Origin of the sequence: Bacteroides sp. BFG-637, from assembly GCF_024793605.1 — a bacterium.
Taxonomy (GTDB): Bacteria; Bacteroidota; Bacteroidia; order Bacteroidales; family Bacteroidaceae; genus Bacteroides; species Bacteroides vicugnae.
Genome location: NZ_JANUPD010000002.1, coordinates 1,345,647 through 1,371,118 on the forward strand (window position 1 = coordinate 1,345,647; position 25,472 = coordinate 1,371,118).

Sequence of the window (25,472 nt, forward strand, 5' to 3'; positions counted from 1 at the left end):
GGTTAGCCTCTTTTTTGCTCAATATCGAGTCCTTTGAACTTCTTCAGTTCTTCGGTTGATACCAGTTTATACAGTTTGTCACTGGGGCGTATCTTATCCGATTTCATCGAGAAGTGCTGGCCTTTCTTCACAGTCTGCACGGATTCCAAGTCAACACGTGCCTCTTCCAAAGTCATGAATAGAGCACCCGTAGTCGGTCCGGTAATGAGAAGTTTATCGCCTACGCTGACTTCCGCAGCCTCTACCAGAAATTCGGAAACTCCAATGTTAGAGAAGTATTTGATACCTTTACCTACATATATCTTACGTTCCGTAGCTGCCGAACCATAGTTTCTTGTCCATTCGCCTAAACGTTGTCCCAAGTAATAACCATCCCAGAAGCCGCGGTTGAATACAGTTTTCAGACGTTCGTCCCAAGCTGCAATCTTTTCATCGGTAAATGTTCCTTCCAGACAAGCCTTAATAGCCTCTTTGTAACATTCTACCACTGTTCGTACATATTCAGGTCCACGAGCACGGCCTTCAATCTTGAATACACGCACACCGGCATCCAACATCTTATTCATAAAGTGGATGGTCTTCAAATCTTTCGGTGACATGATATATTCGTTATCAATATCCAGTTCCACATCCGTCTCTTTGTCACGGACAGTATAGGAACGGCGGCATACCTGCATACAAGCGCCACGGTTGGCAGAATGGTTCATCTCATGTAAAGAGAGGTAACATTTACCCGATACAGCCATACAAAGCGCACCGTGACAGAACATTTCAATGCGAATCTGTTCACCGCTCGGACCACAAATATGTTCTTCCTGAATCTGGCGGTAGATTTCGGCTACCTGCTCCAGATTCAACTCACGGGCCAATACTACCACATCTGCAAATTGTGCGTAAAATTTCAAAGCCTCTGCATTGGAGATGTTCAGTTGAGTGGAGAGGTGTACCTCCTGCCCTATCTGACGGGCATAATTCATCACCGCCACATCAGCTGCAATCACAGCAGAGATTCCGGCTTCCTTGGCTGCATCAACAATAGTATGCATCAATGGAATATCTTTATCATAGATAATCGTGTTGACCGTCAGATAACTTTTCATCCCGTGTTCATCACACGTACGGGCGATCTCCCGCAAATCATCAATCGTAAACGTATTGGCCGAACGGGCACGCATGTTCAGGTTTTCTATACCGAAATAGATAGAATCGGCACCTGCCTGAATAGCCGCAGCAAGAGATTCGCGCGAACCGACAGGAGCCATTATTTCAAAATCTTTCAAACTAAGACTCATAGAATATATACTTATTTGTATCAGTTAAGCAAATGAATGCGTACAAAGGTAGGCTTTTTTCCGTATTTTTGCAGCGAAAACAAGAAGTTACTTCAATCATAAACAGTAAATATCAGATTCATATATGAAGATAGGCCAAATAGATCTGGGTAAATATCCCATCTTACTTGCTCCCATGGAGGATGTGACTGATCCGGCTTTCCGCCTGATGTGCAAGAGGTTCGGAGCAGATATGGTATACACCGAATTTGTGTCGAGCGATGCACTGATTCGTGCTGTCAGCAAGACTGCGCAGAAACTAAGTATCAGTGATGCCGAACGTCCGGTTGCCATCCAGATATACGGGAAAGATACGGAAACGATGGTGGAAGCTGCCAAGATTGTGGAACAGGCACAACCTGATATTCTGGATATCAATTTCGGATGCCCGGTAAAAAGAGTAGCCGGAAAAGGAGCAGGAGCGGGTATGTTGCAGAATATCCCTAAGATGCTAGAGATCACCCGTGCGGTAGTAGATGCGGTGAAAATCCCCGTAACGGTCAAGACCCGTCTGGGATGGGATGCTAACAACAAAGTAATTGTAGAGCTAGCAGAACAGCTACAGGATTGTGGCATTGCTGCACTGACTATACATGGCCGCACCCGTGCACAAATGTACACCGGAGAAGCAGACTGGACATTAATAGGCGAAGTGAAGAATAATCCACGGATGCATATTCCTATTATCGGTAATGGTGACGTGACGACGCCTGAACGCTGCAAAGAGTGTTTTGACCGTTATGGAGTAGATGCTGTCATGATTGGTCGTGCCAGCTTCGGGCGACCATGGATATTCAAGGAAATAAAACACTATCTGAAGACAGGTGAGGAATTACCACCGCTAAGTTTCGAATGGTGCATGGAAGTGCTTCGTCAGGAAGTGATCGACAGTGTGGATTTGCTCGATGAACGCAGAGGTATTCTCCACGTACGCCGTCATTTGGCCGCTAGCCCACTATTCAAAGGAATACCTAATTTCCGTAACACACGCATCGCCATGCTACGGGCAGAAACAAAGGAAGAACTTTTCCGCATATTTGAAGAAATCACTTCCCAGCGTAAAGAGAATTCGGAATTTTAATCCATTATAAACCATCATCTTCATCCGCAAACTCTGACTCCTGCGGATGGAGATTACCTGTTTCAAAAGACAGAAGTATATTCCTATTTTCTACTTGAACATCGGCTGTGCAAACCACTTCTTAAACATCCAGGTCGCAACTACATACAATAGGAATGCAGAGAAAAATCCCACAATGGCGTCAATCACATAATGTGCCTGAATATATACGGTTGCCCCGCAAAGCAACATATAGAAAGGTATAAGACAAGCAAACAATTTCTTACTGCCACGCCATGCCATAATCATCAAAATAGTAGAAATACCGACGTGCGAACTGGGGAATGCCGCCGTAGGACGTTCCCCTACTTGCTGCGAACCTTCCACTAAATTATAAAAGAATCCATGCTGATACCCCGGTCCGGGAAGTAACTCCTGATTATGATTGAAATAGTCACCGATAGCCGGAAAAATACCTTTAGATACATTATCAATTCCGATAGCAGGGAAATAGAATTGAGGTCCTGCAACAGGAACGAATATATAAATCAGATAATAGATAAAGAAAGAAGTGACAAGAACAAAAGACATTTTTTCGAACCACTCAAACTTATAAATGAAATAAAACAGAGCCACAATCAGCATCATCGGATAATAAAAGAAATATCCCATATTGAATGCTTCGCTAACTATAAGATGCGGAAATGTATGACAAAACCAGATAGCAGGCTGTCCATTGAAAATAAACTGTTCGGCAGTTGCAAACACATGGTCCAGATTCGGAAAGAAACGATTGAACTCGAAAGTATCCGGATACCAGTAAGACAATAAACTCATCTGAATGACAATACGCACAAATGCTGAAAATTTACAGGGGGCAAGACGATAAAGATACATCAGTAAAAAAGTCATTGCTGCAATCATAGCCCTATCCAGCAACATATGCCATGGATGATCCATCCGCTGAAACAGGAACAGAATCAGTATGGAAGTCAACAGATTATAAATCAGTGTAATCTTTTCCACAGCAAACAACCCTTTCCGGGTTTCTATGCGCTTAAATAAGTCTAAAGCCATCCTTCATTTTTATACCAGGCAATGGTTTCACGCACTCCCTTTTCCAAATCATATTCGGGCACATACCCAAGTTCTTTCATCGCCGGGGATATGTCACATTGCCAGTTGCGTTGTTTCATTATCTTATATTTATCCGAATTCAGAGTACTGCTCCTCCCGGAACGTGTAGCAATGAATTCAGCGAACAAAGATATAACTTTTAGCACAATTAACGGACATTTCAAGTGAAGAACAAACGGATTACCCAATTCTTTTTGTATCAGGTCCGAAAATGCACGGCTTTTATAGATTCTCCCATCTGTCAGGAAATACGCTTTCTGGACTACTTTTTTCTCCATTCCCAGAAATATCGCTTGCACAATGTCTTTCACATAAACAAAAGTCAGATCCTGACGACGGAAACCTACCGAGAAATCAACATGCTTCTGAATGGACTTTGCCATCAGGAAATAGTCTGACTCACGGGGACCATAGACTCCCGTAGGACGATAAATGACATAAGGAAAACCGGGAATACTCTGAATATATAATTCCGCTTTCAATTTACTTAATCCATAAGCCGTATTAGGCATCGGAGTGTCTTCTCCGCTTATCGGAGTATAATCCTTCTCGCGTACAGGTCCGAATACACTCAACGTACTAATATATATAAACTGCTTCGGAACCATATTCAGTTCCTTCAGTGTATCTATAAAATATTTGGTCTGAAGATAATTCACATAATCAAAGGTCTTTTTATCAGAACACTTTGTCACACCAGCGCAATGGATGATGTAATCAAACTTACTGTAAGTACCTTTATGCCCGGAGAGTTGGGCACGAAGCTCATTAGGATGCGCAAAGTCGAGTTCCAGAAAGTGAATTTTCCGGTTCTTCAAATACTGCTTGCTACTCGTAGGACGAATTCCGGCCCACACACCAAACTTTCGTTTCAACGCTTCCTCCACGATGAAACTCCCTATAAAACCACTTGCGCCTGTAATTAAAACACTCTCCATTATTACTTCCCAGGTTCTACATGAATATTGATTCAAAAAATATGATGCCGCAAAGATACGATAAATATAAAATAAAAGCCATTTTGCTTTTCTCAATTATTATTTGTTTATTTGCAACGCGATTTATTTACTATTCAACACTTTTAAAAGCACGTGGAAGATAAGGCCGATTTTGATTTTCTTTTTAAAGAGTACTATCCTCAACTTTATTATTACGCATTTCATCTGATTAATAATATGGAGGCTAGTAAGGATATCGTGAGCGACGCCTTCGAATTTATTTGGGCCAATTATGCTAAAATAGACAAAGCCACTGCTAAATCTTATCTATATGTTTATGTCCGCAACAAAAGCATTGACTTTTTGCGACACCAGAATACACATGAACAGTATGTACAAATCTATTCTGAACTGACCAAAAGTTATGTTGAAACGGAGTATCAGGAGCAGGATGAAAGAATGATGCATATCAGCAAAGCTATGGAAAAGCTGACTCCACATACCAGACACATTTTAGAAGAATGCTATATTCAACGTAAGAAATATCAGGAAGTAGCGGAAGAACTGAATATCAGTGTCAGTGCAGTCAGGAAGCATATTGTGAAAGCATTGCAGGTGATACGTGAAGAATGTGCAAAAAAATCATAAATCAGGTGTCTTTATTTTATGATTAAACGTAATATAAATAAGTATGATACAGTCGAACAGTGATGAATAAAGATATTGACAATATAGATAATACAGATAAATCTGTAGAGAAAGCACTCGACATTATGGAGAGTTCTTCAGAAATAAACGTCGAACAACTGCAGGAAATGCTTAAAGATGAGGAAGCCCTGCAAGCTTGTCGTGACATCATGGATAGTAGTCTTTTCCTGCAACAAAAAAGTGAAATAGAACTACCCAATATAGAGATGGAGTTAGAACGATTCAAGAAAAAACAATACGCAGCAAGAATGCGCTCCAACCTCTGGAAAACAAGTATTGGAATAGCCGCTATGGTTACCGTTCTATTTGGAACTTACTATCTAATCAACAGCCTGACAACTCCTGCACTTGAACCAATCACTGTATTCACTGCTGATACTACTCCCCAACACATCACCCTGCAAAAAGATAACGGAGAAAAGATTGTATTAGACGAACCGCAATCAACCAATCAAACCTTACCGCAGAAAGTGATCTCAAAACCGGAGGAAAAAGAACTGGATTACAGACAAGTGATTTCAACGACCACACAAACACATGTACTCACCGTACCACGTGGCGAAAGCTTCAAAGTAGTATTATGTGACGGGACGGAAGTCTGGCTCAATGCCAATAGCAACTTTGTCTACCCTACGGCCTTTATTGGCGACGAACGTATTGTCACTTTAGAAGGCGAGGCTTATTTTAAAGTGACCAAAGATCCGAAGCGGCCTTTCATCGTAAAAACCAAAACAGTGCAGACACGTGTTCTCGGTACTGAATTCAATATACGTAGTTATACGCCCGAAGATACCCATGTAGTACTTATCAATGGAAAAGTAGAAATCAGCAACACTAAAGGAGGATCATATACCAGACTATATCCGGGAGAAGATGCACACCTGCAATCTGATGGTAACTTTATTCTAGCGGAAGTAGACCTAGACTCATACGTCTATTGGAAAGATGGCTATTTCTATTTTGATGATGTCACATTGAAAGATATTATGCAAAATCTGGGACGTTGGTACAATGTAAACATAGAATTCAGAAACAAAGAAGCAATGGAGTATAAAATGCACTTTATATCCGATCGTACCAAAGATTTAGAGCACACTATTTCATTACTTAACAGAATGAAAAAAGTAACAGTCACCTTGCAAGGCAATACGCTCACCGTAGACTAGGTTTTTATTGCATAAGTATAACAAATCTATGCAAGAAACAGCAAAATATCACTTTTCTTAAAAAATAATTCGCAAAAGGGGTATCTATTTTTTGGACTCATACGCACTAGTATTATAAACATATTCAAATAGTGTTATTAAAAACAAACGTATGAGAAATTATTGGAACCTATTTATTGTGTGCTTTCTATGCATATTGTGCTTCCAGCCCTATCGGGTAAATGCTCAAGTACAATCACAAAAGAAAATCACAATTGAATTTAGCAACGAACGATTACCGTCCGTACTAAAACGTCTAGAAAAACTTTCCGGATACAAAGTCCTATTTACGTATGATGATGTCAAGAAATTCACTGTTTCAGGCTCCATCAAAGATAAGAGCATAGAACAAACTCTCGACATTATCCTAGCTAACAAGCCATTAGAATATCATATTGAAGACCAATTTATCACAATCACTACCAAAGGACCTTCCAAACAAGCGAAAGTATTTAATGTAAAAGGAGTAGTTATTTCTGGTGATGACGGGCAGCCGCTCATCGGCGCAACAGTTGTTATCAAAGGAAGTAAGTCGGGGGTATTAACGGACATAGATGGGAAGTTTTCTATAGAAAATGTATCCAATAAATCTCTGTTACAATTTTCTTATATAGGAATGAAACCGCAAGATCTGACTCCTACCCCGACTATGAATGTTACATTAATGCCTGATGTACAAACTCTATCTGAAGTAGTAGTAACAGGTATGCAAAAAATGGATAAACGTCTGTTTACGGGAGCAACCAACCAATTGTCCGCAGATGAAGTCAAACTAGATGGTTTGCCTGATATTAGCCGGGGACTCGAAGGACGTGCCGCAGGTGTATCCGTACAAAATGTTTCCGGTACATTTGGTACCGCCCCGAAAATCCGAGTACGTGGTGCCACATCTATTTTCGGCAGTTCAAAGCCATTGTGGGTGGTAGATGGAGTAATTATGGAAGATGCAATTGATGTAGGTCCGGATGATTTATCCTCAGGTGATGCAGAAACTCTAATCAGTTCTGCTATTGCCGGCTTGAACTCCGATGATATTGAAAGCTTTCAAATATTGAAAGACGGATCAGCAACCTCTATCTATGGTGCACGAGCCATGGCAGGGGTTATTGTAGTAACTACCAAAAAGGGAAAAGCCGGTGTCAGCAAAATCAGCTACACCGGTGAGTTTACAACTCGTATGATTCCCAGTTATAAAGAATTCAATATTATGAATTCACAGGAACAAATGGGAATCTATAAAGAGATGGAACAAAAAGGATGGCTTAATAATAGCGATACCTATCGTGCAAAAGATAGCGGAGTGTATGGACGTATGTATCAATTGATCAATCAATATAATCCAGTTACAGGGCTATTCGGACTTGCCAATACTCCAGAAGCACGCAATGCTTACCTGCGCGAAGCGGAAATGAGAAATACCGATTGGTTTGATGCTTTATTTTCCAACAACATCACCCAGAATCATTCTGTCAGTATCACTTCCGGAACAGAAAAGTCTTCATTCTATGCTTCATTAAGTGCTATGTCAGACCCGGGCTGGTACAAGCAAAGTGAAGTAAAACGCTATACAGCTAATTTAAATACAACATATAATATATATAAGAATTTATCTATAAATTTAATCTCTAGTGCTTCCTACCGTAAGCAAAAAGCGCCCGGAACACTAAGTTCAGAAGTGAATGCAGCCAGTGGAGAAGTCACCCGTCAATTTGACATCAATCCATATTCGTATGCACTAAACACATCACGTGCATTGGATCCGGCAGTGGACTATACAGCCAACTACGCACCATTCAATATCCTTCATGAATTGGATAACAATTATATGGACTTAAACGTAGTTGACGTTAAATTCCAAGGAGAAGTAAAATGGAAAGCACTTCCTGAATTAGAGCTTAGCGCATTAGGAGCAGTCAGATATCAAGCTTCTTCACAAGAGCATAATATTAAAGACCACTCGAATCAGGCAACAGCATATCGCACAGGAATGGATGACGCCACTATTCGTGACAACAATAATTTACTCTACACCAACCCCGACAATCCTTATGCTTTACCCATCAGCATACTGCCGGAAGGCGGTATTTATCAACGTAAGGACTATCGCATGCTAGGAGTAGACTTTCGTGCCACAGCATCCTGGAATCATTTATTTGCAGAAAAGCATATAACCAATCTTTTCGCCGGCATGGAGGTGAATGATTTAAAACGTATGCAGAATTATTTTCAAGGATGGGGAATGCAATATACAATGGGGGAAATACCATCGTACGTCTATGAATTCTTCAAGAAAGGTATTGAGTCCGGTGAAAACTATTATGGATTAAACCATACCACAACAAGGAGTGTAGCTGGTTTTGCCAATGCAACCTATTCTTATGATGGCCGTTATACAATAAACGGAACATTCCGCTATGAAGGCACCAACCGTATGGGAAAAAGCCGTTCTTCCCGATGGTTGCCTACATGGAATATATCAGGAGCATGGAATGTACATGAAGAAAATTCTTTGAAACATTCAGTTCTGTGCTGTCACATTTAACATTCAAAGCATCTTATTCTTTAACGGCCGACAGAGGTCCGGAATATGTAACGAATTCACATGCCATAATCACCAGCTATTCTCCATTTCGCCCTTTCACTAGCGGACAGGAAACCGGACTTTATGTATCCGACCCCGAAAATAGTGAATTGACTTACGAAAAGAAGCATGAGTTAAACATCGGTGCTGACATGGGATTCTTAGACAACCGGATCAACTTCTCAATCGACTGGTATAAACGCAACAACTATGACCTGATTGGTATAACTCCAACACAGGGAGTAGGTGGTTCTATCTACAAATATGCCAATATAGCCTCCATGAAGTCACATGGCATTGAATTCACCATCTCAAGCAAGAATATCCAATCGAAAGACTTCTCATGGAACACGGATTTCATCTTTTCCAAAGCAAAAAATGAAGTGACCGAACTTAACGCCCGATCAAGCGTGATGGACCTGGTTTCAGGTTATGGTTTTGCACGTCAGGGCTACCCGGTACGTGGTTTGTTCTCTATCCCATTTGTCGGTCTAAGTTCAAATGGTATCCCTATGTATAATATCAATGGAAAAATAACCAGTACGGATATTGATTTTCAAACACGTGACAATATAGACTATCTAAAATATGAAGGTCCCACTGATCCTACTATAACAGGTAGCTTTGGTAATATCTTCACCTATAAAGCATTCAAGTTAAATGTATTTATCACCTATTCATTTGGTAATGTAGTACGTTTAAATCCATGCTTCAACTATCAATACAGTGACTTATCCTCTATGCCCCGTGAATTCAAAAATCGCTGGACAGTTCCGGGTGATGAGAAGCATACCAATATCCCTGCCATCATTTCCAAACGTCAATATGAAGACAATAAAGATTTGATGTATGCATATAATGCCTATAATTACTCTACAGAACGAATTGCCAAAGGAGACTTTATTCGTATGAAGGAGATTTCCTTGTCCTATGATTTTCCCAAATCATGGATTACATCAGCAAAGATATCCAATTTATCTTTAAAACTTCAGGCTACCAATTTATTCCTAATTTACGCAGATAAAAAGCTAAACGGACAGGACCCGGAATTTTTCAATACCGGTGGAGTTGCCTCCCCTGTGCCCCGTCAGTTCACATTGACTCTTAGATTAGGATTTTAACCATTCAGATAATTATAAAAATGATGAAATACAAAAACGTATTATATACAGCAGTCATTTCAACCTTATGCCTGGGAACAACCTCCTGTAGCGATTTTTTGGATGAAATGCCGGATAACCGAACAGAACTAACTACCGAAGAGAGTATTACCAAAGTATTGGTATCTGCATACCCTATGACCACCAATTGTCACATAGGAGAATTCTACAGTGACAACATTGATGAAAATAGTAAAGCATACAGCTATCTTTTCCGGTTAAATGAGCACTTGTATCGCTGGCAGCAAACCACTGAAGAGAATCAAGACTCACCTCATGCCTTATGGAATGATTGTTATAATTCGATTGCATCAGCCAACCAAGCTCTGGCAGCTATTGAGCAAATGGGAAACCCTCAATCATTGTCAGCGCAAAAAGGGGAAGCTTTAATATGTCGCGCATATAATCATTTCATATTAGCTACGACATTCTGCAAAGCATATGGTACAAATGCAGATAAAGACTTAGGTATACCTTACATAAAGGAACCAGAAACATCTGTAAATCCACAATACTCACGTGGAACAGTTGCCGAAGTCTACCAAAATATCGCAGCCGATTTAGAAGAAGGATTGCCTCTAATCGACGACAATATTTACTCACGAGTGAAATATCATTTTAATAAAAAAGCTGCCTATGCATTTGCTGCCCGCTTTTATCTATATTACACACAGCCGGATTTTTCTAACTGCCAGAAGGTTATCAATTATGCCAATATAGTACTCGGCACAAATGCTTCCCAATATTTACGTGACTGGGCTGCATTAGGAGCTTTATCTCCCAACAAGAATATACAGCCGAACGCTTATGTAGATGCAGATAATCGGGCAAATCTACTGGTTATATCAGCAGCTTCATATTGGCCATTAGTTTCCGATCCGGGTTATGCCAACTGTGAAAGATACTGCATGAATAATATTACTGCCTCGGAAAGTTGTAAATCCGAAGGTCCATGGGGAGACCAGTCAAGCTACCATCAAATTCCATTTGCGCCTGGTGGCTCTATCAAAAACGGATTCCGCCGTTTAGTCATCTATCAGCAATTCACATCAGGCAACAGCTGGATCGGTTATATGCTGTATCCTGCTTTCACTACCGATGAAGCATTGCTTTGCCGGGCTGAAGCTTACACATTACTAAAGCGTTACGACGAAGCTGCAGCCGATATAGATGTCTGGCAGAAAGCCTTTACGAAAAATACGCGGCCCCTAACCAAAGAAACAATCAATGATTTTTATGCTCAACTAAAATATTACAAGCCGGAAGCTCCGACGGTAAAGAAGGAATTACATCCGGATTTTGTAATAGAAAAAGGCATGCAAGAGAATCTGATACATTGTATTCTACATGCAAGACGCCTGCTAACTTTAGAAGAGGGACTTAGATGGCAAGATATAAAACGCTATGGTATCGTAATCTACCGCCGCTACTATGAAGGTTATACTTTAGTGAATATCACCGACAAGATGGACACGAATGATCCCAGACGTGCTATTCAACTACCAGCCAGTGTCATTACAGCAGGTATGCAACCAAATCCAAGAAATGACTAACTAACTTAAGGAGGGAAAAATATGAAGAAATACATCATATATAGTTTAATCATGACATTAACCTGTGGACTGGGTGCTTGCAACAACGACGAGGACGTGGACAAAGCAAACAGCATCTTCTCTACAGAGGAAGTAGAACGCAGCCTATTCGATAACTGGATATTGGGCAATTACACCCATCCATATAATATCGCATTGAAATATCGCATGGAAGATAACGAGAGCGACATGACACATATATTAGCTCCTGCCGACTATAAGAAATCCGTAGTACTGGCTAAAATTATCAAACATGTATGGCTGGAAGCATACGATGAAGCGACCGGTAATCCAGACTTTTTACGTCAATACATCCCCAAGACCATTCACTTTATCGGCTCTCCTGCCTATGAAGACAATGGAACCATGGTATTAGGAACGGCTGAAGGAGGCATGAAAATTACATTATACAATGTAAATGACATCAATCCTGATAAAATAGATATCAATCTGCTAAACGAATATTATTTCCAGACAATGCACCATGAGTTCGCCCACATCCTGCATCAAACCAAAAACTATGATCCAGCATTTGATCGCATCACAGAAAATGCCTATATCGGCAGCGATTGGTATATGGTGGGAGCTAACCGTAACGCATGGCAACAAGGATTTGTCACTTCTTATGCAATGAGTGAATCGCGTGAAGATTTTGTCGAGAACATTGCAGTGTATGTCACAAATACAGAAAGCTACTGGAATAATATGTTACAGAGTGCCGGTGAACGTGGCCGTGCACTTATCAAACAGAAATTCGAAATAGTCTATAGTTATATGGAACAAACCTGGGGAATCAATCTGGATGAATTACGTGACATCGTTCTACGACGTCAGGATGAAATAGCAAACGGTAATGTAGACTTAAGTATTATTGAATAAACTATGAAAATTATGAAGAAATATCTATCAATATACACACTTCTGGCATTGACTTGCATTGCATTACAATCTTGCCTTTTCTCTGAAGAAGAAATATTCGACGAATCATCTGCCAACAGAGCTACAGCCGATGTAATAAAATGCCAGGAGATTCTTAAAGATGTTCCAAACGGATGGAAACTGGAATATTACATAGGAAGCAACTATGCCGCAGGGGCAGTCACTTTATTAATGAAATTTGATGGAAAACAGGTAGAAATGGCTTCGGAAACAGGAGCAGAAGGTTACAAGCCAGGTACTATAATAACCTCTCTGTATCAAGTTAAATCGGAGCAAAGCACTATGCTCACTTTCGACTCATATAACCAGCTGATCCACATGTTTTCAGGTCCTTTAGGCCTGAACATGAATGTGGGAGGAGATTATGAGTTCATTATCATGAGTGCAACTCCTGACAAGGTTATTCTGCAAGGGAAAAAATATAAAAATATAATGGAAATGACGCCTATGCCCAAAGACATACCATGGCGTATCCAGCTTGAGGATATCATTGATATCGAGAAAGATGCCTTTCTGAATACATATCGCATGGAAAAAGGGGGACAAATACTGAACTACTTTATACGCGACAATGGCACAATGTCTACATTCTCTGTTTACAGTACTGATTATAGCATTGCAGGAAGCTTACCATATATTTATACAGAAAAAGGACTGAAGTTACAGTCTCCGTTCAATGCTAACGGAGTTAAAATCCAGCACTTCAAATGGGATAAAAAGTCCAGACTATTTGTTTGTACCGATGCAGATGCAACAGATATTGTACTAAAAGAGTATTACCCCGAGAATTATCTGCAATACGAAGACTATATAGGTACCTATACTGCAACGGTTGACAATTACGATGAAGGCCCGATTACACAATCTGTAACCATCACTCCTAAAGTCAGAGGAGAAAGTTATACACTGAAAAGTATTGGCGGATTCAACTTCACTCTTCTGTATGACAAAGCCAACGGAAAACTGACTTTAGATTCACAAAGTATAAGTCCGGCTTCTTCATCGTCTTACTACTTTGCGTGTGCGGCAGGTGTAGAAGGATACGCTCACACAGAATTAAGTTTGCCTTCACGCTTACGCAGTGGATTAGTAAATGTTACGGTGAAAACCAATCCTTTCACTTTCTACTTCGCGGATAAAGCAAGCCAAGAAAATACGTCATTGATAATCTGGGCTTATTCATCCGATGAATATTCAACTTCGGGGCTAATGGGTTACTGGAGCTGGTATAACTCAATCTTAATGGTAAAAGAAAACGAAGGTAATTAATACAATTATGAGAAAGTTTTTTAATATATTCTTATTTGTACTTTGCACCATAGCAATAGCGGGATGCAATGATACGGAAAGCAGCGAATCCAAGTTAGAAATCAAAGCTGTAAATACTAATTTCCAGGCCCCCGGTGGAAAAGGGTATATACAACTCCAATCAACAGGGAATATCACAGCAGATATTGATGCCGACTGGTGTGTATTGAAAGAAGTAAACCCCAATGAAGTAGTATTCGAAGTAAAAGAAAACACCGGTTACTCTGGTAGAAACGCTTTATTGACAATCAGTAACGGAGTAGAAAAAAAGGCATTCAATATCAATCAATCCGGAGCTGTTTTCATCTTCGGTAAAGACGAGTGGATGCTCCGCACCGATAATAAAGCAGCTACGCTACCTATAAAATTACAAAGTTCTTTCGATTATGTAATAGACATACCCGCAGAAGCTCAAAGCTGGTTATCATTTGAACAGAATGCGAAAGGAATAAACTTCAAAGTAAAAGAAAACACTTCCGGGAAAATGAGAGGAGCTATTGTCAACGTGACAGCTAAAGACAGATCGACTTCTTATCAGGTGATACAATATGATGTGGACGAGCTTATTGGAACATGGCAAGGAATGTTTTCAGACGGACAGATGAATTACGGTTTGAAAGATGTTACGATTGAAAAACTGGAAAACGGAACATATCAGCTTTCAAACATGTTAACCGGCTTGCCCTATAAACTGAAAGCCAAAGCTGTAGATAACTGCCTGGCGCTTGAAGCCGGACAAAATCTGGGAGTCTTCGCAAACAACTCATATCTCTCATTCGAAATTCTTAGCTCTGATCTATATTATGTAAAAGACCCTTCCGTAACAATCTCATTAGGTCCTGTAATGTTAACAGACGGTACATTCGTTTTCGCTTTTTCGGGAATAAAAGAAAGTGATCCTTTTGGTTTTGTTTTCCGGGTATATGAAGATGCAGAACTACAGAAAGTTATAGACAATCTATCCATTTTTATCAACTGTATTCTTTTTAAAGAAGACATAATTCAATAACATATGAAAAAGATACTATTAACCAGCTTTATTGTGGCATTAGGATTACTTGGTGCAAGCTGTAAAGATGATAATAATGCAGCAGGCGGAGGAGGAGAAATACTTCCGGATCAGCAGATAAGCTGTGAAATATTTATGCCGGCTGATGGCGCAACCGTTATTATGTCAGACAAACTGATTATCAGAGGGGAAGGGACTACAAACTATGGTAAAATCATTTCTGCAGAACTGAAAGTCGGGGAAGAGATTATCACTGACATCACTTCAATTCCATTCTATTATGAGTATACCTTCTCCAAAGATGCCGAACCGGGAGAACTGAAAATTGAGTTAGCAGTTAAAGGAGATCACGAAGGTAGTGCTTTGGCAACTATTACTGTCACAACAGAACTTGGTGACAGACCTGCTCCCCCTCAATATGGAGAAGTGCTAACCGATACCCGTGATGGAAATACATACAAAACCGTACAACTTGCAGACCAGTTATGGATGGCAGAAAATTTACGCTATCTACCAGAGCAACAGTTTGATGTGTCCTCAACCGAACCAAGATATTACGTAATGTTTGATAATGATGCAAAAACAGAACTTGGAAAAGCTTATTTGAAAACTTATGGAGCCTACTATAACTTGCCTGCCGCACTTCAAAGTGAAATAGCATCGGGAGAAAATGAGACGCGGAATATAAAAGGCGTTTGTCCTGACGGATGGCATATTCCTTCACAGAAAGAATGGCAGACATTATCTAAATATGTTTTAGACTCCGGCATGGCCGCTATTATGAGTGATGGCCAGGTAGACGAAACAGCAATAGCAAAAGCTTTAGCTTCAACAACGATGTGGATGCTGCCAGAATATACAGAAATAGAACCACAACCAACTTGGGTTGGTGTTGAAATGGAAAAGAATAATGCAACCTTGTTCAATGGTTTACCCATCGGATTCCGTGCATGTGCAGGTGATGAAGACTGGATGCATTCCTGCTACAGTGCTGGCTGGTGGAGTTCGACAGCTGGAGTACAAATGGGACCTGAATTCGGTATCACCGTACGTTTGTGGTCAGACCTTCACACATTTGTAACCAATGCAGAATTCAATCCGGGAGTAGGTCTCCCTGTCCGTTGTATCAAAGACTAACTATTATATTATTACTCACTAAATATAAATACATTTATGAAAAAGTTTGGATTCCTTTTATTCGCAGTCTTAGGACTAATTGCTTGTGGTGACGACAACAACGACCCCACTCCCGAGCAACATGTAACATGCTCCATATCTGCACCTGCTGAAGGAGCTACGGTAAACATTGCAGAAAAAATGACAATCAAAGGAGAAGCTACGATTGATTTTGGTGAAATCTCAAATGTAACATTAAAAGTAGGAGGCAAAGCTATATCAGAAGTTACTGTAGTGCCTTTTAGCTACGACTATACATTCGAAGCTAACCAAGCCGAAGGAGCACTGAAAATTGAATTAACCGTCAAAGGTGATCAGGGAACAATGGCTACAAGCGAAGTAAACATCACTCTGACAAAACCGGAACCGACTCCTGAACCTGGCGAAGGAGAAATGGTTGATTCACGTGACAACCATGTATACAAAACCGTAGAAATCGGTGAGCAGACATGGATGGCTGAAAATCTGGCTTATTTACCTAAAGTGAATAAACCTGCCGCTGCCGCTACTTGCGAAGGAGAACCTCTCTATTTCGTTTATGACTACGATGGTGAAGATGTAAATGCCGCAAAAAATACTGAAATATACAAAACACATGGAGTTTTATATAACTGGTATGCTGCAATGAATAAAGAAAATGAAGAGGGAAAGGATGCAGATGCTGTACCAAGTGGAGTGCAAGGAATCTGTCCAAGCGGATGGCACCTACCTAGTAAAGCAGAGTGGAAAATATTAGAAAATTTTGTAGCTGAACAATTAACTCCTGTTGAAGGAGATGTATGGGAAGATGACTTTGGAGACAAACACTCTGATCCGAATTGCAAGAATGTTTGGTCGGCATTAGCAGGTCTTGAAGGATGGAGTCCTTCCGGAAACTCCGACATGAACCCTGACTTGGCAAATGGGCCTCGTAATACTTACGGACTTACTATTATTCCTTCCGGGCAATGCTATCATACAGGAAGCTTTGGCTGGTCAGAAAGTGGTGTCGATCTCTGGACCACAGATATGCAAACCCAAGGGGCAGGAAATATTACTTTTAGTAATAATAGCTACGGAATAACTTATTCTAAATATGGAATAACCCCCAAACGTGGTTTTCCTATACGCTGTATAAAAAACTAATTTGATAATATAAATCTCTCTTAGTATACATAAAGGAGGTGTGTCGGGATGACATACCTCTTTTTTTGTTTATGAATAATCAAGCAATATTTCTTTATTAACTTAATGCTTCACAGAAAAGCAAATCAAAAAATAAACAGACCTTGGCAACAAACTAACCAAAAATTTGTTTACTTTGTATCTCATCAATGATTGAACTACTAATAAATTCCACATATTATGGCAAAAAAGAAAGAAAAGAAAGAGAAAAAGGCCGGCAAAAGAATGAGTAAGAAAGAGCTGGCAGCATTATTGATAGACTTTTTCCATGCCAAACCGAACGAAACCTTGAGTATGAAATATATTTTCTCGGAATTGCGTCTCACCACCCATCCGCAGAAAATGCTATGCGTCGATATACTACATGACCTTTTAGCTGACGATTATATTTCCGAAATAGAAAAAGGAAAATTCCGCCTCACCAATCATGGAACGGAGATGGTAGGGACTTTCCAACGGAAAAGCAATGGCAAAAACTCATTTATCCCCGAAGGAGGAGGTGAACCAATATTTGTGGCCGAACGTAACTCGGCACATGCCATGAACAATGACAAAGTAAGGATCACCTTCTATGCCAAACGCAAGAACAAAGATGCCGAGGGCGAAGTAATAGAAATACTGGAACGTGCTAACGACACTTTCGTCGGCACACTGGAAGTAGCTAAATCATATGCATTCCTAGTGACGGAAAACCGTACACTTGCCAATGACATCTTTATCCCGAAAGACAAACTGAAAGGTGGAAAGACCGGCGATAAAGCCATCGTGAAAGTAACCGAATGGCCGGACAAAGCAAAGAATCCTATCGGACAAGTGATAGATATATTAGGCCAAGCCGGTGATAACACTACGGAAATGCACGCTATTCTTGCAGAATTCGGCTTGCCATACGTATATCCGAAAGCTGTGGAAACAGCCGCAGACAAGATTCCTGCCGAGATTTCAGCAGAAGAAATAGCCAAACGCGAAGATTTCCGCAAGACCACCACTTTCACCATCGACCCGAAAGACGCCAAAGACTTTGACGATGCGCTTTCTATCCGTAAGCTGAAAGACGGATTATGGGAAGTAGGTGTGCACATCGCCGACGTGACACATTACGTGAAAGAAGGAGGAATCATCGACAAAGAAGCAGAGAAGCGGGCAACCTCCGTTTATCTGGTAGACCGTACCATCCCGATGCTTCCCGAACGGTTGTGTAACTTCATCTGTTCACTCCGTCCGAATGAAGAAAAACTTGCTTTCTCCGTCATCTTTGATATTACTGAAAAGGGAGAAGTCAGAAATTCACGCATCGTACATACAGTCATCAATTCCGACCGCCGTTTCACTTACGAAGAGGCACAGCAGATTATTGAAACCAAAGAAGGAGACTACAAAGAAGAAGTACTCACACTGGATACCATTGCCAAAGCACTTCGTGAGAAACGTTTCGCAGCAGGAGCCATCAACTTCGACCGCTACGAGGTGAAGTTTGAAATTGACGAGAAAGGAAAACCGATCAGCGTTTATTTCAAAGAATCGAAAGACGCCAACAAACTGGTGGAAGAATTCATGTTGCTTGCCAACAGAACAGTGGCAGAGTTCGTCGGTAGAGTTCCCAAAAATAAAAAGCCTAAAGTGCTTCCTTACCGTATCCACGACCTTCCCGATCCGGAGAAACTGGAGAATCTGTCACAATTCATCGCCCGCTTCGGCTACAAAGTACGTACAAGCGGAACGAAGACGGATATTTCAAAATCCATCAACCACCTGCTAGACGACATACACGGAAAGAAAGAAGAAAACCTGATTGAAACCGTATCTATCCGTGCCATGCAAAAAGCCCGTTATTCGACTCACAACATCGGTCACTACGGACTGGCATTCGAATATTACACCCACTTTACTTCACCCATCCGCCGTTTCCCGGACATGATGGTACACCGTCTGGTAACGAAGTATATGGACGGAGGGCGCAGTGTATCCGAAGCTAAATACGAAGACCTATGCGACCACAGTTCGAACATGGAACAAATTGCAGCCAACGCTGAACGCGCTTCCATCAAATACAAACAAGTGGAATTCATGAGCGAACGTCTGGGACAGATTTACGACGGCGTTATCTCCGGTGTCACCGAATGGGGGCTCTACGTAGAACTGAACGAGAACAAATGCGAAGGTCTGGTTCCTGTCCGTGATCTGGATGACGATTATTATGAGTTCGATGAAAAGAATTATTGTCTTCGCGGACGTCGCAAAAACAAGATCTATAGTTTGGGAGATGCCATCACCGTTCGTGTAGCCCGCGCTAATCTGGAAAAGAAACAGTTGGACTTTGAATTAATAGAAAAGTAAAAGTTTGAATATTCAAGCAAACTGAAAAGCTCATTCAACCCCTGATAACATTAGTACAGAAATACGACTGATTAGATAAATCTGTGAAAGCAACGAGAAAAAAGTTTGCATAGATTTGTGTAATCAGTCGTAAGTCTGTACTTTAGCGTATCATTTTGATTATTCTTACTATTATAACATTCATATATCCATGAAAACTGTCATTATCGAAGACAAACAACGAATCGAGTCCATTATCCTGCATTGCGATGCCTGTTTTGTGGGCATTACAGATTTAGAAGGTAATCCCTATGTAGTTCCCATGAACTTCGGTTATGAAGATGGCATCATATATCTGCATTCAGGTCCCGAAGGCAGCAAGTTAGAGATGTTGAAACACAATAATAATGTATGTATCACTTTCAGCCTCGGACATAAACTTGTCTACCAACACGAAAAGGTAGCCTGCAGTTACAGTATGCGTTCCGAAAGCGCGATGTGTCGGGGGCAAGTGGAATTCATCGAAGAGATAGACGATAAACGCCGTGCACTGGATATTATCATGCGTCATTATACAGACAACGCATTCAGCTATTCCGATCCTGCCGTACGTAACGTAAAAGTGTGGAAAGTAGCTGCCCGACAGATGACAGGAAAAGCCTTCGGTCTGCGAGCCAACGAAAAACCATAAAACAGTTTCCAGCTTTCAGCTAATGAATTTAACTTCATGTTCCACACCCGTCTAAGAAATGAATACAGCATTCAAGAAGCATGACGGAGTATCTCCAAGCAAATTTCTCTAAACAAAAGTTTAGAGAAATTTTACCCTCACACTTTCACCCTCTGGCTGTATCTCTTTATCCACCGGTATTACAGGTGTGAGATTTATAACACAATTATAAAAGCTACTCTATCTGTTCATTTCAAATTGTTTTTGTATACTTGCAACATAAATAAAAATAAATAGATAAGTACTCTTACAAAAAAATAACTTATGAAGAAATTACTATGTCTCGCCCTGTTAATATCTGCCGGAAGTATCTACACCGGCAATATCTCGGCAAGCAACAAACCTACCGGTAACAAATCCGGCAACAACTCAAAGGATATATACAAAAAGACCTGGATTGACTTCAACAAGAACGGTGTAAAGGACGTATACGAAGATCCCTCCGCTCCTATCGAAGCCCGTATTGCGGATTTGCTTTCGCAAATGACACTGGAAGAGAAGACCTGTCAGATGGCTACTCTTTACGGTTCGGGACGGGTACTGAAAGATGCATGGCCTACCGACGGATGGTCGACAGAAATCTGGAAAGACGGTATCGGGAATATCGACGAACAGGCCAACGGACTGGGTAAGTTCGGTTCTGAAATCTCCTATCCGTATGCCAACAGTGTGAAGAATCGCCACACCATTCAGCGCTGGTTTGTGGAACAGACACGACTGGGTATTCCGGTCGATTTTACCAACGAGGGAATACGCGGATTATGTCACGACCGGGCTACCATGTTTCCCGCTCAATGCGGGCAAGGTGCCACGTGGAACAAAAAACTGATCCGGGAAATTGCGAAAGTCACTGCTGATGAGGCGAAAGCACTCGGATATACCAATATTTATGCTCCGATTCTGGACATCGCACAAGATCCTCGTTGGGGACGTGTAGTTGAAAGTTACGGAGAAGATCCTTATCTGGTAGGCGAATTGGGTAAGCAAATGATTCTTGGTCTACAAAGTGAAGGAATCGTTGCCACTCCGAAGCACTTCGCCGTTTATAGTATTCCGGTCGGTGGACGCGACGGAGGTACACGTACCGATCCGCACGTGGCTCCGCGTGAGATGAAGACTCTGTATCTGGAACCATTCCGTAAAGGTATTCAGGAAGCGGGTGCACTGGGCGTCATGAGTTCTTACAACGACTATGACGGGGAGCCTGTTTCCGGAAGTTATCATTTCCTCACGGAAATTCTGCGTCAGCAGTGGGGATTTAAAGGATATGTAGTTTCGGATAGTGAAGCGGTGGAATTTCTACATACTAAACATCGTATCACTCCCACAGAAGAAGAAATGGCGGCACAAGTGGTAAATGCCGGATTGAATATCCGCACGAACTTCACTCCGCCACAGGACTTTATTCTTCCATTACGCCGTGCTATTAGTGAGGGCAAAGTCTCTCTGCATACGCTCGATCAACGTGTTGGTGAGATTCTCCGTGTCAAGTTTATGATGGGTCTTTTTGATAATCCATATCCCGGTGATGACCGTCGCCCGGAAGTGGTAGTGCATAATGCCACCCATCAGGATGTATCTATGAGAGCAGCTTTAGAATCTATCGTACTTTTGAAGAATGAGAATCAAATGCTTCCGTTATCCAAGAACTTCAGCAAAATAGCTGTGATTGGCCCGAATGCGGAAGAAGTGAAAGAACTGACTTGCAGATACGGTCCCGCCAATGCATCTATAAAGACTGTCTATCAGGGAATCAAAGAATATCTGCCCAATGCAGAAGTTCGCTATGCAAAAGGCTGTGATATTATTGATAAGTATTTCCCGGAAAGTGAACTGTACAATGTTCCATTAGATACACAAGAGCAAGCGATGATTAATGAAGCCGTAGAATTAGCAAAGGCTTCGGATGTCGCTATCCTTGTATTAGGTGGAAATGAGAAGACGGTTCGGGAAGAATTCTCACGTACCAATCTCGATCTCTGCGGACGCCAACAGCAATTATTGGAAGCTGTTTATGCCACAGGAAAACCAGTCGTTCTGGTAATGGTAGACGGAAGAGCAGCTACTATCAACTGGGCAAACAAATATGTCCCTGCCATCATTCATGCTTGGTTCCCCGGCGAATTCATGGGAGATGCCATCGCCAAAGTTCTTTTCGGAGACTATAACCCGGGCGGACGTCTGGCAGTTACTTTCCCGAAATCAGTGGGACAGATTCCTTTTGCATTCCCATTCAAGCCGGGTTCGGATTCAAAAGGAAAAGTCCGTGTTGCCGGTGTGCTTTATCCTTTCGGATATGGTTTAAGCTATACGACTTTCGGATATTCAGACTTGAAAATCTCTAAACCGGTTATCGGGGCACAAGAGAATATCACTCTTTCATGCACTGTAAAGAATACAGGAAAGAAAGCAGGGGATGAAGTAGTCCAGCTTTATATCCGTGATGATTTTAGTAGCGTAACAACCTACGATAAAGTATTACGTGGTTTCGAACGTATTCATTTGCAACCGGGAGAAGAACAAACGGTTAACTTTACCCTTACTCCTCAAGACTTAGGGTTATGGGATAAGAATAATCAGTTTACAGTAGAGCCGGGAAGTTTCTCGGTGATGGTGGGGGCTTCTTCGGAGGATATTCGGTTGAAGGGAAGTTTCGAGGTTCAATAAACTAAAAATGTAAGCAGACAAAGGTTACCTACATTCAAAATACTTATTAAAATATGGTCAAACAATAAATTGAGACTCCATTCTCTTTCTATCGTTTGACCATATTTGATGAATATACCTAAACTAACCTTATTGAAAACGTCGCTTTAGCTATGTTATTGCAAACTGAATTTCTTTGTTTGTACATCGCGGCTATTTCCACCAACCATCACTTCAAATTCACCCGGTTCACATACCCAATTCAACGCACTATTATAGAATTTCAGTTGTTCTGCAGTGATATCGAAAGAAACAGTACGGCTTTCTCCTTTCTTCAAATGAATACGTTCGAAGCCTTTCAACTCTTTTACCGGACGCGCTACACTTCCTACCATATCACGGATATACATTTGTACAACTTCATCAGCATCATAGTTGCCCGTATTGGTTACAGTGACAGAAGCCGTTATCTTACCATTTTCATTCATAGAGTTATTACTAAGTTGGAGGTCACCATACCGGAATGTGGTGTATGACAGACCATATCCAAATGGATAAAGAGGTTCATTGTCTATATCAAGGTAGTTACTACGGAATTTGCTGAACCACTTTCCTGCCTCCAAAGGACGACCTGTATTCAGATGATTGTAATACAAAGGAATTTGTCCTACATTCTTCGGGAAAGTCGTAGTTAGTTTTCCACTCGGGGAAACATCTCCGAATACAACATCACATATCGCATCAGCTGCTTCACTGCCTCCGAACCATACATTCAATATAGCCGGGAAGTTTTCCTGCTCCCAAGTCATCACAGTGCTGCGACCTGCAAAATAGACCAAAACAATCGGTTTGCCTGTCTTTTTCAATGCTATCAGAAGATCGCGCTGGGCATCCGGCATTTCAAGATTAGTACGACTACTGGATTCACCGCTCATTTCAGACGATTCACCGACAGCTGCTACAATTACATCAGCCTGCGAAGCTATATTCAGAGCCTCATCCAACAATTCCTGTGCGCTACGCGGATCACGCATCTCACGACCGAACATGGTAGCTTCTGCCTCTCTTTGGGCGTCATACATCAGATTCGATCCTTTTGCATAAAGTACTTCCGCTTTGCCTGCCAATGATTGCTTCCATGCTATCATACAAGGAATTGTATTTATCAAAAGCAGCCGCCACACTCCATGTACCCGGCATATTGGCCTTTGTATTAGCTAACGGACCAACCAGAGCTATTTTACCTTTACGCTGCAATGGGAGCAGGTTGTTTTCATTCTTCAGAAGCACAAATGTTTCAGTAGCTATTTTACGGGCTACAGCACGATTCTCCGCAGTGAAGATATCTCTCTTTACCCGGCTTGCATCACAATATTTATAAGGATCATCAAACAATCCGAGCTTGTATTTCGCTTCGAGAATACGACGGCAGGCTTTATCTATTTCAGCCATTGTTACTTTTCCTTCTTTCAGAGACTTCTCCAGAGTAGTGAGGAACCCGTCTGCCACCATATCCATATCGGTTCCGGCACTAAGCGACATGGCAGATACTTGTTGCAAATCTCCCATCCCGTGAGCAATCATTTCGGAAATAGCTGTATAGTCTGTTACCACAAAACCATCAAATCCCCAGCGGTCACGCAGTACATCGGTCATCAACCATTTATTACCGGTAGCAGGAATGCCATCGACCACGTTGAAAGAAGTCATCACACTACCCACACCTGCATCAATAGCTGCTTTGTAAGGAGGAAAATAATTATTGAACATACTTAGGTGACTCATGTCCACTGTGTTATAGTCACGACCTGCTTCGGGTGCACCATACAGGGCAAAGTGTTTCACGCAAGCCATGATGGTGTTCTTATCCGTCAGATCGTCACCCTGATAACCTTTTACCATAGCAACCGATATCTCCGAACCTAAATAAGGGTCTTCACCTCCACCTTCAGACATACGGCCCCAACGAGGATCGCGACAGATATCAACCATAGGACTGAAAGTCCAGCAAATACCATCGGCACTGGATTCTTTGGCTGCTATACGGGCGGATTCTTTGATAGCCTCCATATCCCAGCTACAAGAGAGTGCCAAAGGAATAGGGAAAACAGTCTCATATCCGTGAATGACATCCATACCAAACAACAAAGGAATTTTCAGACGACTCTGTTCTACGGCAATCTTTTGTACTTCACGAATATTATCCACTCCTTTCACATTGAAAAGGCCGCCGACCAGGCCTTTTCTTATCTTTCCGGCTACATCACTACTCTTAGCTTGTCCGGTAACAATTTCACCCGACACAGGAAGGTTGAGCTGACCGATCTTCTCCTGTAAAGTCATCTTCCCCATCAGGTTGTCAATAAACTGATCCATTTTACCTTTATCGGCTTGTGGTGTAGCCATGGCAGTGGCAGCAGATGCCGAAATCACTGCAGCTAGCAAAAATCTACCTATTCTCATATTCTGTTT

Annotated in this window: 15 protein-coding genes and 2 pseudogenes; 13 read left to right on the forward strand and 4 right to left on the reverse strand. The window is 41.4% G+C overall.

The window, feature by feature from the left end:
- Positions 1–2: 2 nt before the first annotated feature.
- A complete protein-coding gene (locus NXX38_RS05775; RefSeq protein ID WP_258978780.1) occupies positions 3–1,292 on the reverse strand; it encodes a peptidase U32 family protein in 1,290 nt (429 codons plus the stop codon).
- Positions 1,293–1,416: 124 nt separating this feature from the next.
- On the opposite strand from NXX38_RS05775, the gene dusB reads away from it, so the two are divergent.
- A complete protein-coding gene (dusB, locus tag NXX38_RS05780; RefSeq protein ID WP_148366878.1) occupies positions 1,417–2,412 on the forward strand; it encodes a tRNA dihydrouridine synthase DusB in 996 nt (331 codons plus the stop codon).
- A gap of 90 nt (positions 2,413–2,502) precedes the next feature.
- On the opposite strand, the gene NXX38_RS05785 is transcribed toward dusB, so the two are convergent.
- Both NXX38_RS05785 and NXX38_RS05790 read right to left on the reverse strand, forming a co-directional pair.
- Positions 2,503–3,468, reverse strand: a complete 966-nt coding sequence (locus NXX38_RS05785) for a phosphatase PAP2 family protein (protein ID WP_148366879.1) — start codon at positions 3,466–3,468, stop codon at positions 2,503–2,505.
- A complete protein-coding gene (locus NXX38_RS05790) occupies positions 3,459–4,466 on the reverse strand; it encodes an NAD(P)-dependent oxidoreductase (RefSeq protein ID WP_148366880.1) in 1,008 nt (335 codons plus the stop codon). Before NXX38_RS05790 ends, NXX38_RS05785 begins: the two co-directional genes overlap by 10 nt.
- Positions 4,467–4,619: 153 nt before the next feature.
- On the opposite strand from NXX38_RS05790, the gene NXX38_RS05795 reads away from it, so the two are divergent.
- The 12 genes and pseudogenes from NXX38_RS05795 (at position 4,620) to NXX38_RS05850 (ending at position 23,021) form a co-directional block, all read left to right on the forward strand.
- Positions 4,620–5,114: an RNA polymerase sigma-70 factor gene (locus NXX38_RS05795; RefSeq protein ID WP_032845598.1), complete on the forward strand. Its 495-nt coding sequence runs from the start codon at positions 4,620–4,622 to the stop codon at positions 5,112–5,114.
- 62 nt (positions 5,115–5,176) lie between these two features.
- On the forward strand, positions 5,177–6,340 hold the full coding sequence (locus tag NXX38_RS05800; protein WP_148366881.1) for a FecR family protein: 1,164 nt from the start codon (positions 5,177–5,179) through the stop codon (positions 6,338–6,340).
- A 151-nt stretch (positions 6,341–6,491) separates the two neighbouring features.
- Positions 6,492–10,081: pseudogene (locus NXX38_RS05805) on the forward strand (SusC/RagA family TonB-linked outer membrane protein).
- A gap of 23 nt (positions 10,082–10,104) precedes the next feature.
- Positions 10,105–11,673 (forward strand): RagB/SusD family nutrient uptake outer membrane protein, encoded by a 1,569-nt coding sequence (locus NXX38_RS05810; RefSeq protein WP_148366906.1) that lies wholly within the window; start codon positions 10,105–10,107, stop codon positions 11,671–11,673.
- Between the two features lie 21 nt (positions 11,674–11,694).
- On the forward strand, positions 11,695–12,591 hold the full coding sequence (locus NXX38_RS05815) for a putative zinc-binding metallopeptidase (protein ID WP_148366882.1): 897 nt from the start codon (positions 11,695–11,697) through the stop codon (positions 12,589–12,591).
- A 12-nt stretch (positions 12,592–12,603) separates the two neighbouring features.
- Positions 12,604–13,920, forward strand: a complete 1,317-nt coding sequence (locus NXX38_RS05820) for a DUF4302 domain-containing protein (protein ID WP_258978781.1) — start codon at positions 12,604–12,606, stop codon at positions 13,918–13,920.
- Positions 13,921–13,927: 7 nt separating this feature from the next.
- The gene (locus NXX38_RS05825; RefSeq protein WP_258978782.1) at positions 13,928–14,968 is read left to right on the forward strand and encodes a BACON domain-containing protein; all 1,041 of its coding nucleotides are present in this window, start codon (positions 13,928–13,930) and stop codon (positions 14,966–14,968) included.
- Between the two features lie 3 nt (positions 14,969–14,971).
- Positions 14,972–16,105, forward strand: a complete 1,134-nt coding sequence (locus NXX38_RS05830) for an FISUMP domain-containing protein (protein ID WP_148366885.1) — start codon at positions 14,972–14,974, stop codon at positions 16,103–16,105.
- 36 nt (positions 16,106–16,141) lie between these two features.
- A complete protein-coding gene (locus NXX38_RS05835; RefSeq protein ID WP_258978783.1) occupies positions 16,142–17,269 on the forward strand; it encodes an FISUMP domain-containing protein in 1,128 nt (375 codons plus the stop codon).
- Between the two features lie 219 nt (positions 17,270–17,488).
- Positions 17,489–19,645, forward strand: coding sequence for a ribonuclease R (gene rnr / locus NXX38_RS05840; RefSeq protein WP_234133200.1), 2,157 nt, complete (start codon positions 17,489–17,491; stop codon positions 19,643–19,645).
- Between the two features lie 190 nt (positions 19,646–19,835).
- Positions 19,836–20,315: a pyridoxamine 5'-phosphate oxidase family protein gene (locus tag NXX38_RS05845; protein ID WP_258978784.1), complete on the forward strand. Its 480-nt coding sequence runs from the start codon at positions 19,836–19,838 to the stop codon at positions 20,313–20,315.
- A 303-nt stretch (positions 20,316–20,618) separates the two neighbouring features.
- Positions 20,619–23,021 (forward strand): glycoside hydrolase family 3 N-terminal domain-containing protein, encoded by a 2,403-nt coding sequence (locus tag NXX38_RS05850; RefSeq protein ID WP_258978785.1) that lies wholly within the window; start codon positions 20,619–20,621, stop codon positions 23,019–23,021.
- A gap of 155 nt (positions 23,022–23,176) precedes the next feature.
- Here the strand turns inward: NXX38_RS05850 and bglX are convergent.
- Positions 23,177–25,406 (reverse strand): annotated as a pseudogene (gene bglX, locus NXX38_RS05855) (beta-glucosidase BglX).
- Positions 25,407–25,472: the final 66 nt, after the last annotated feature.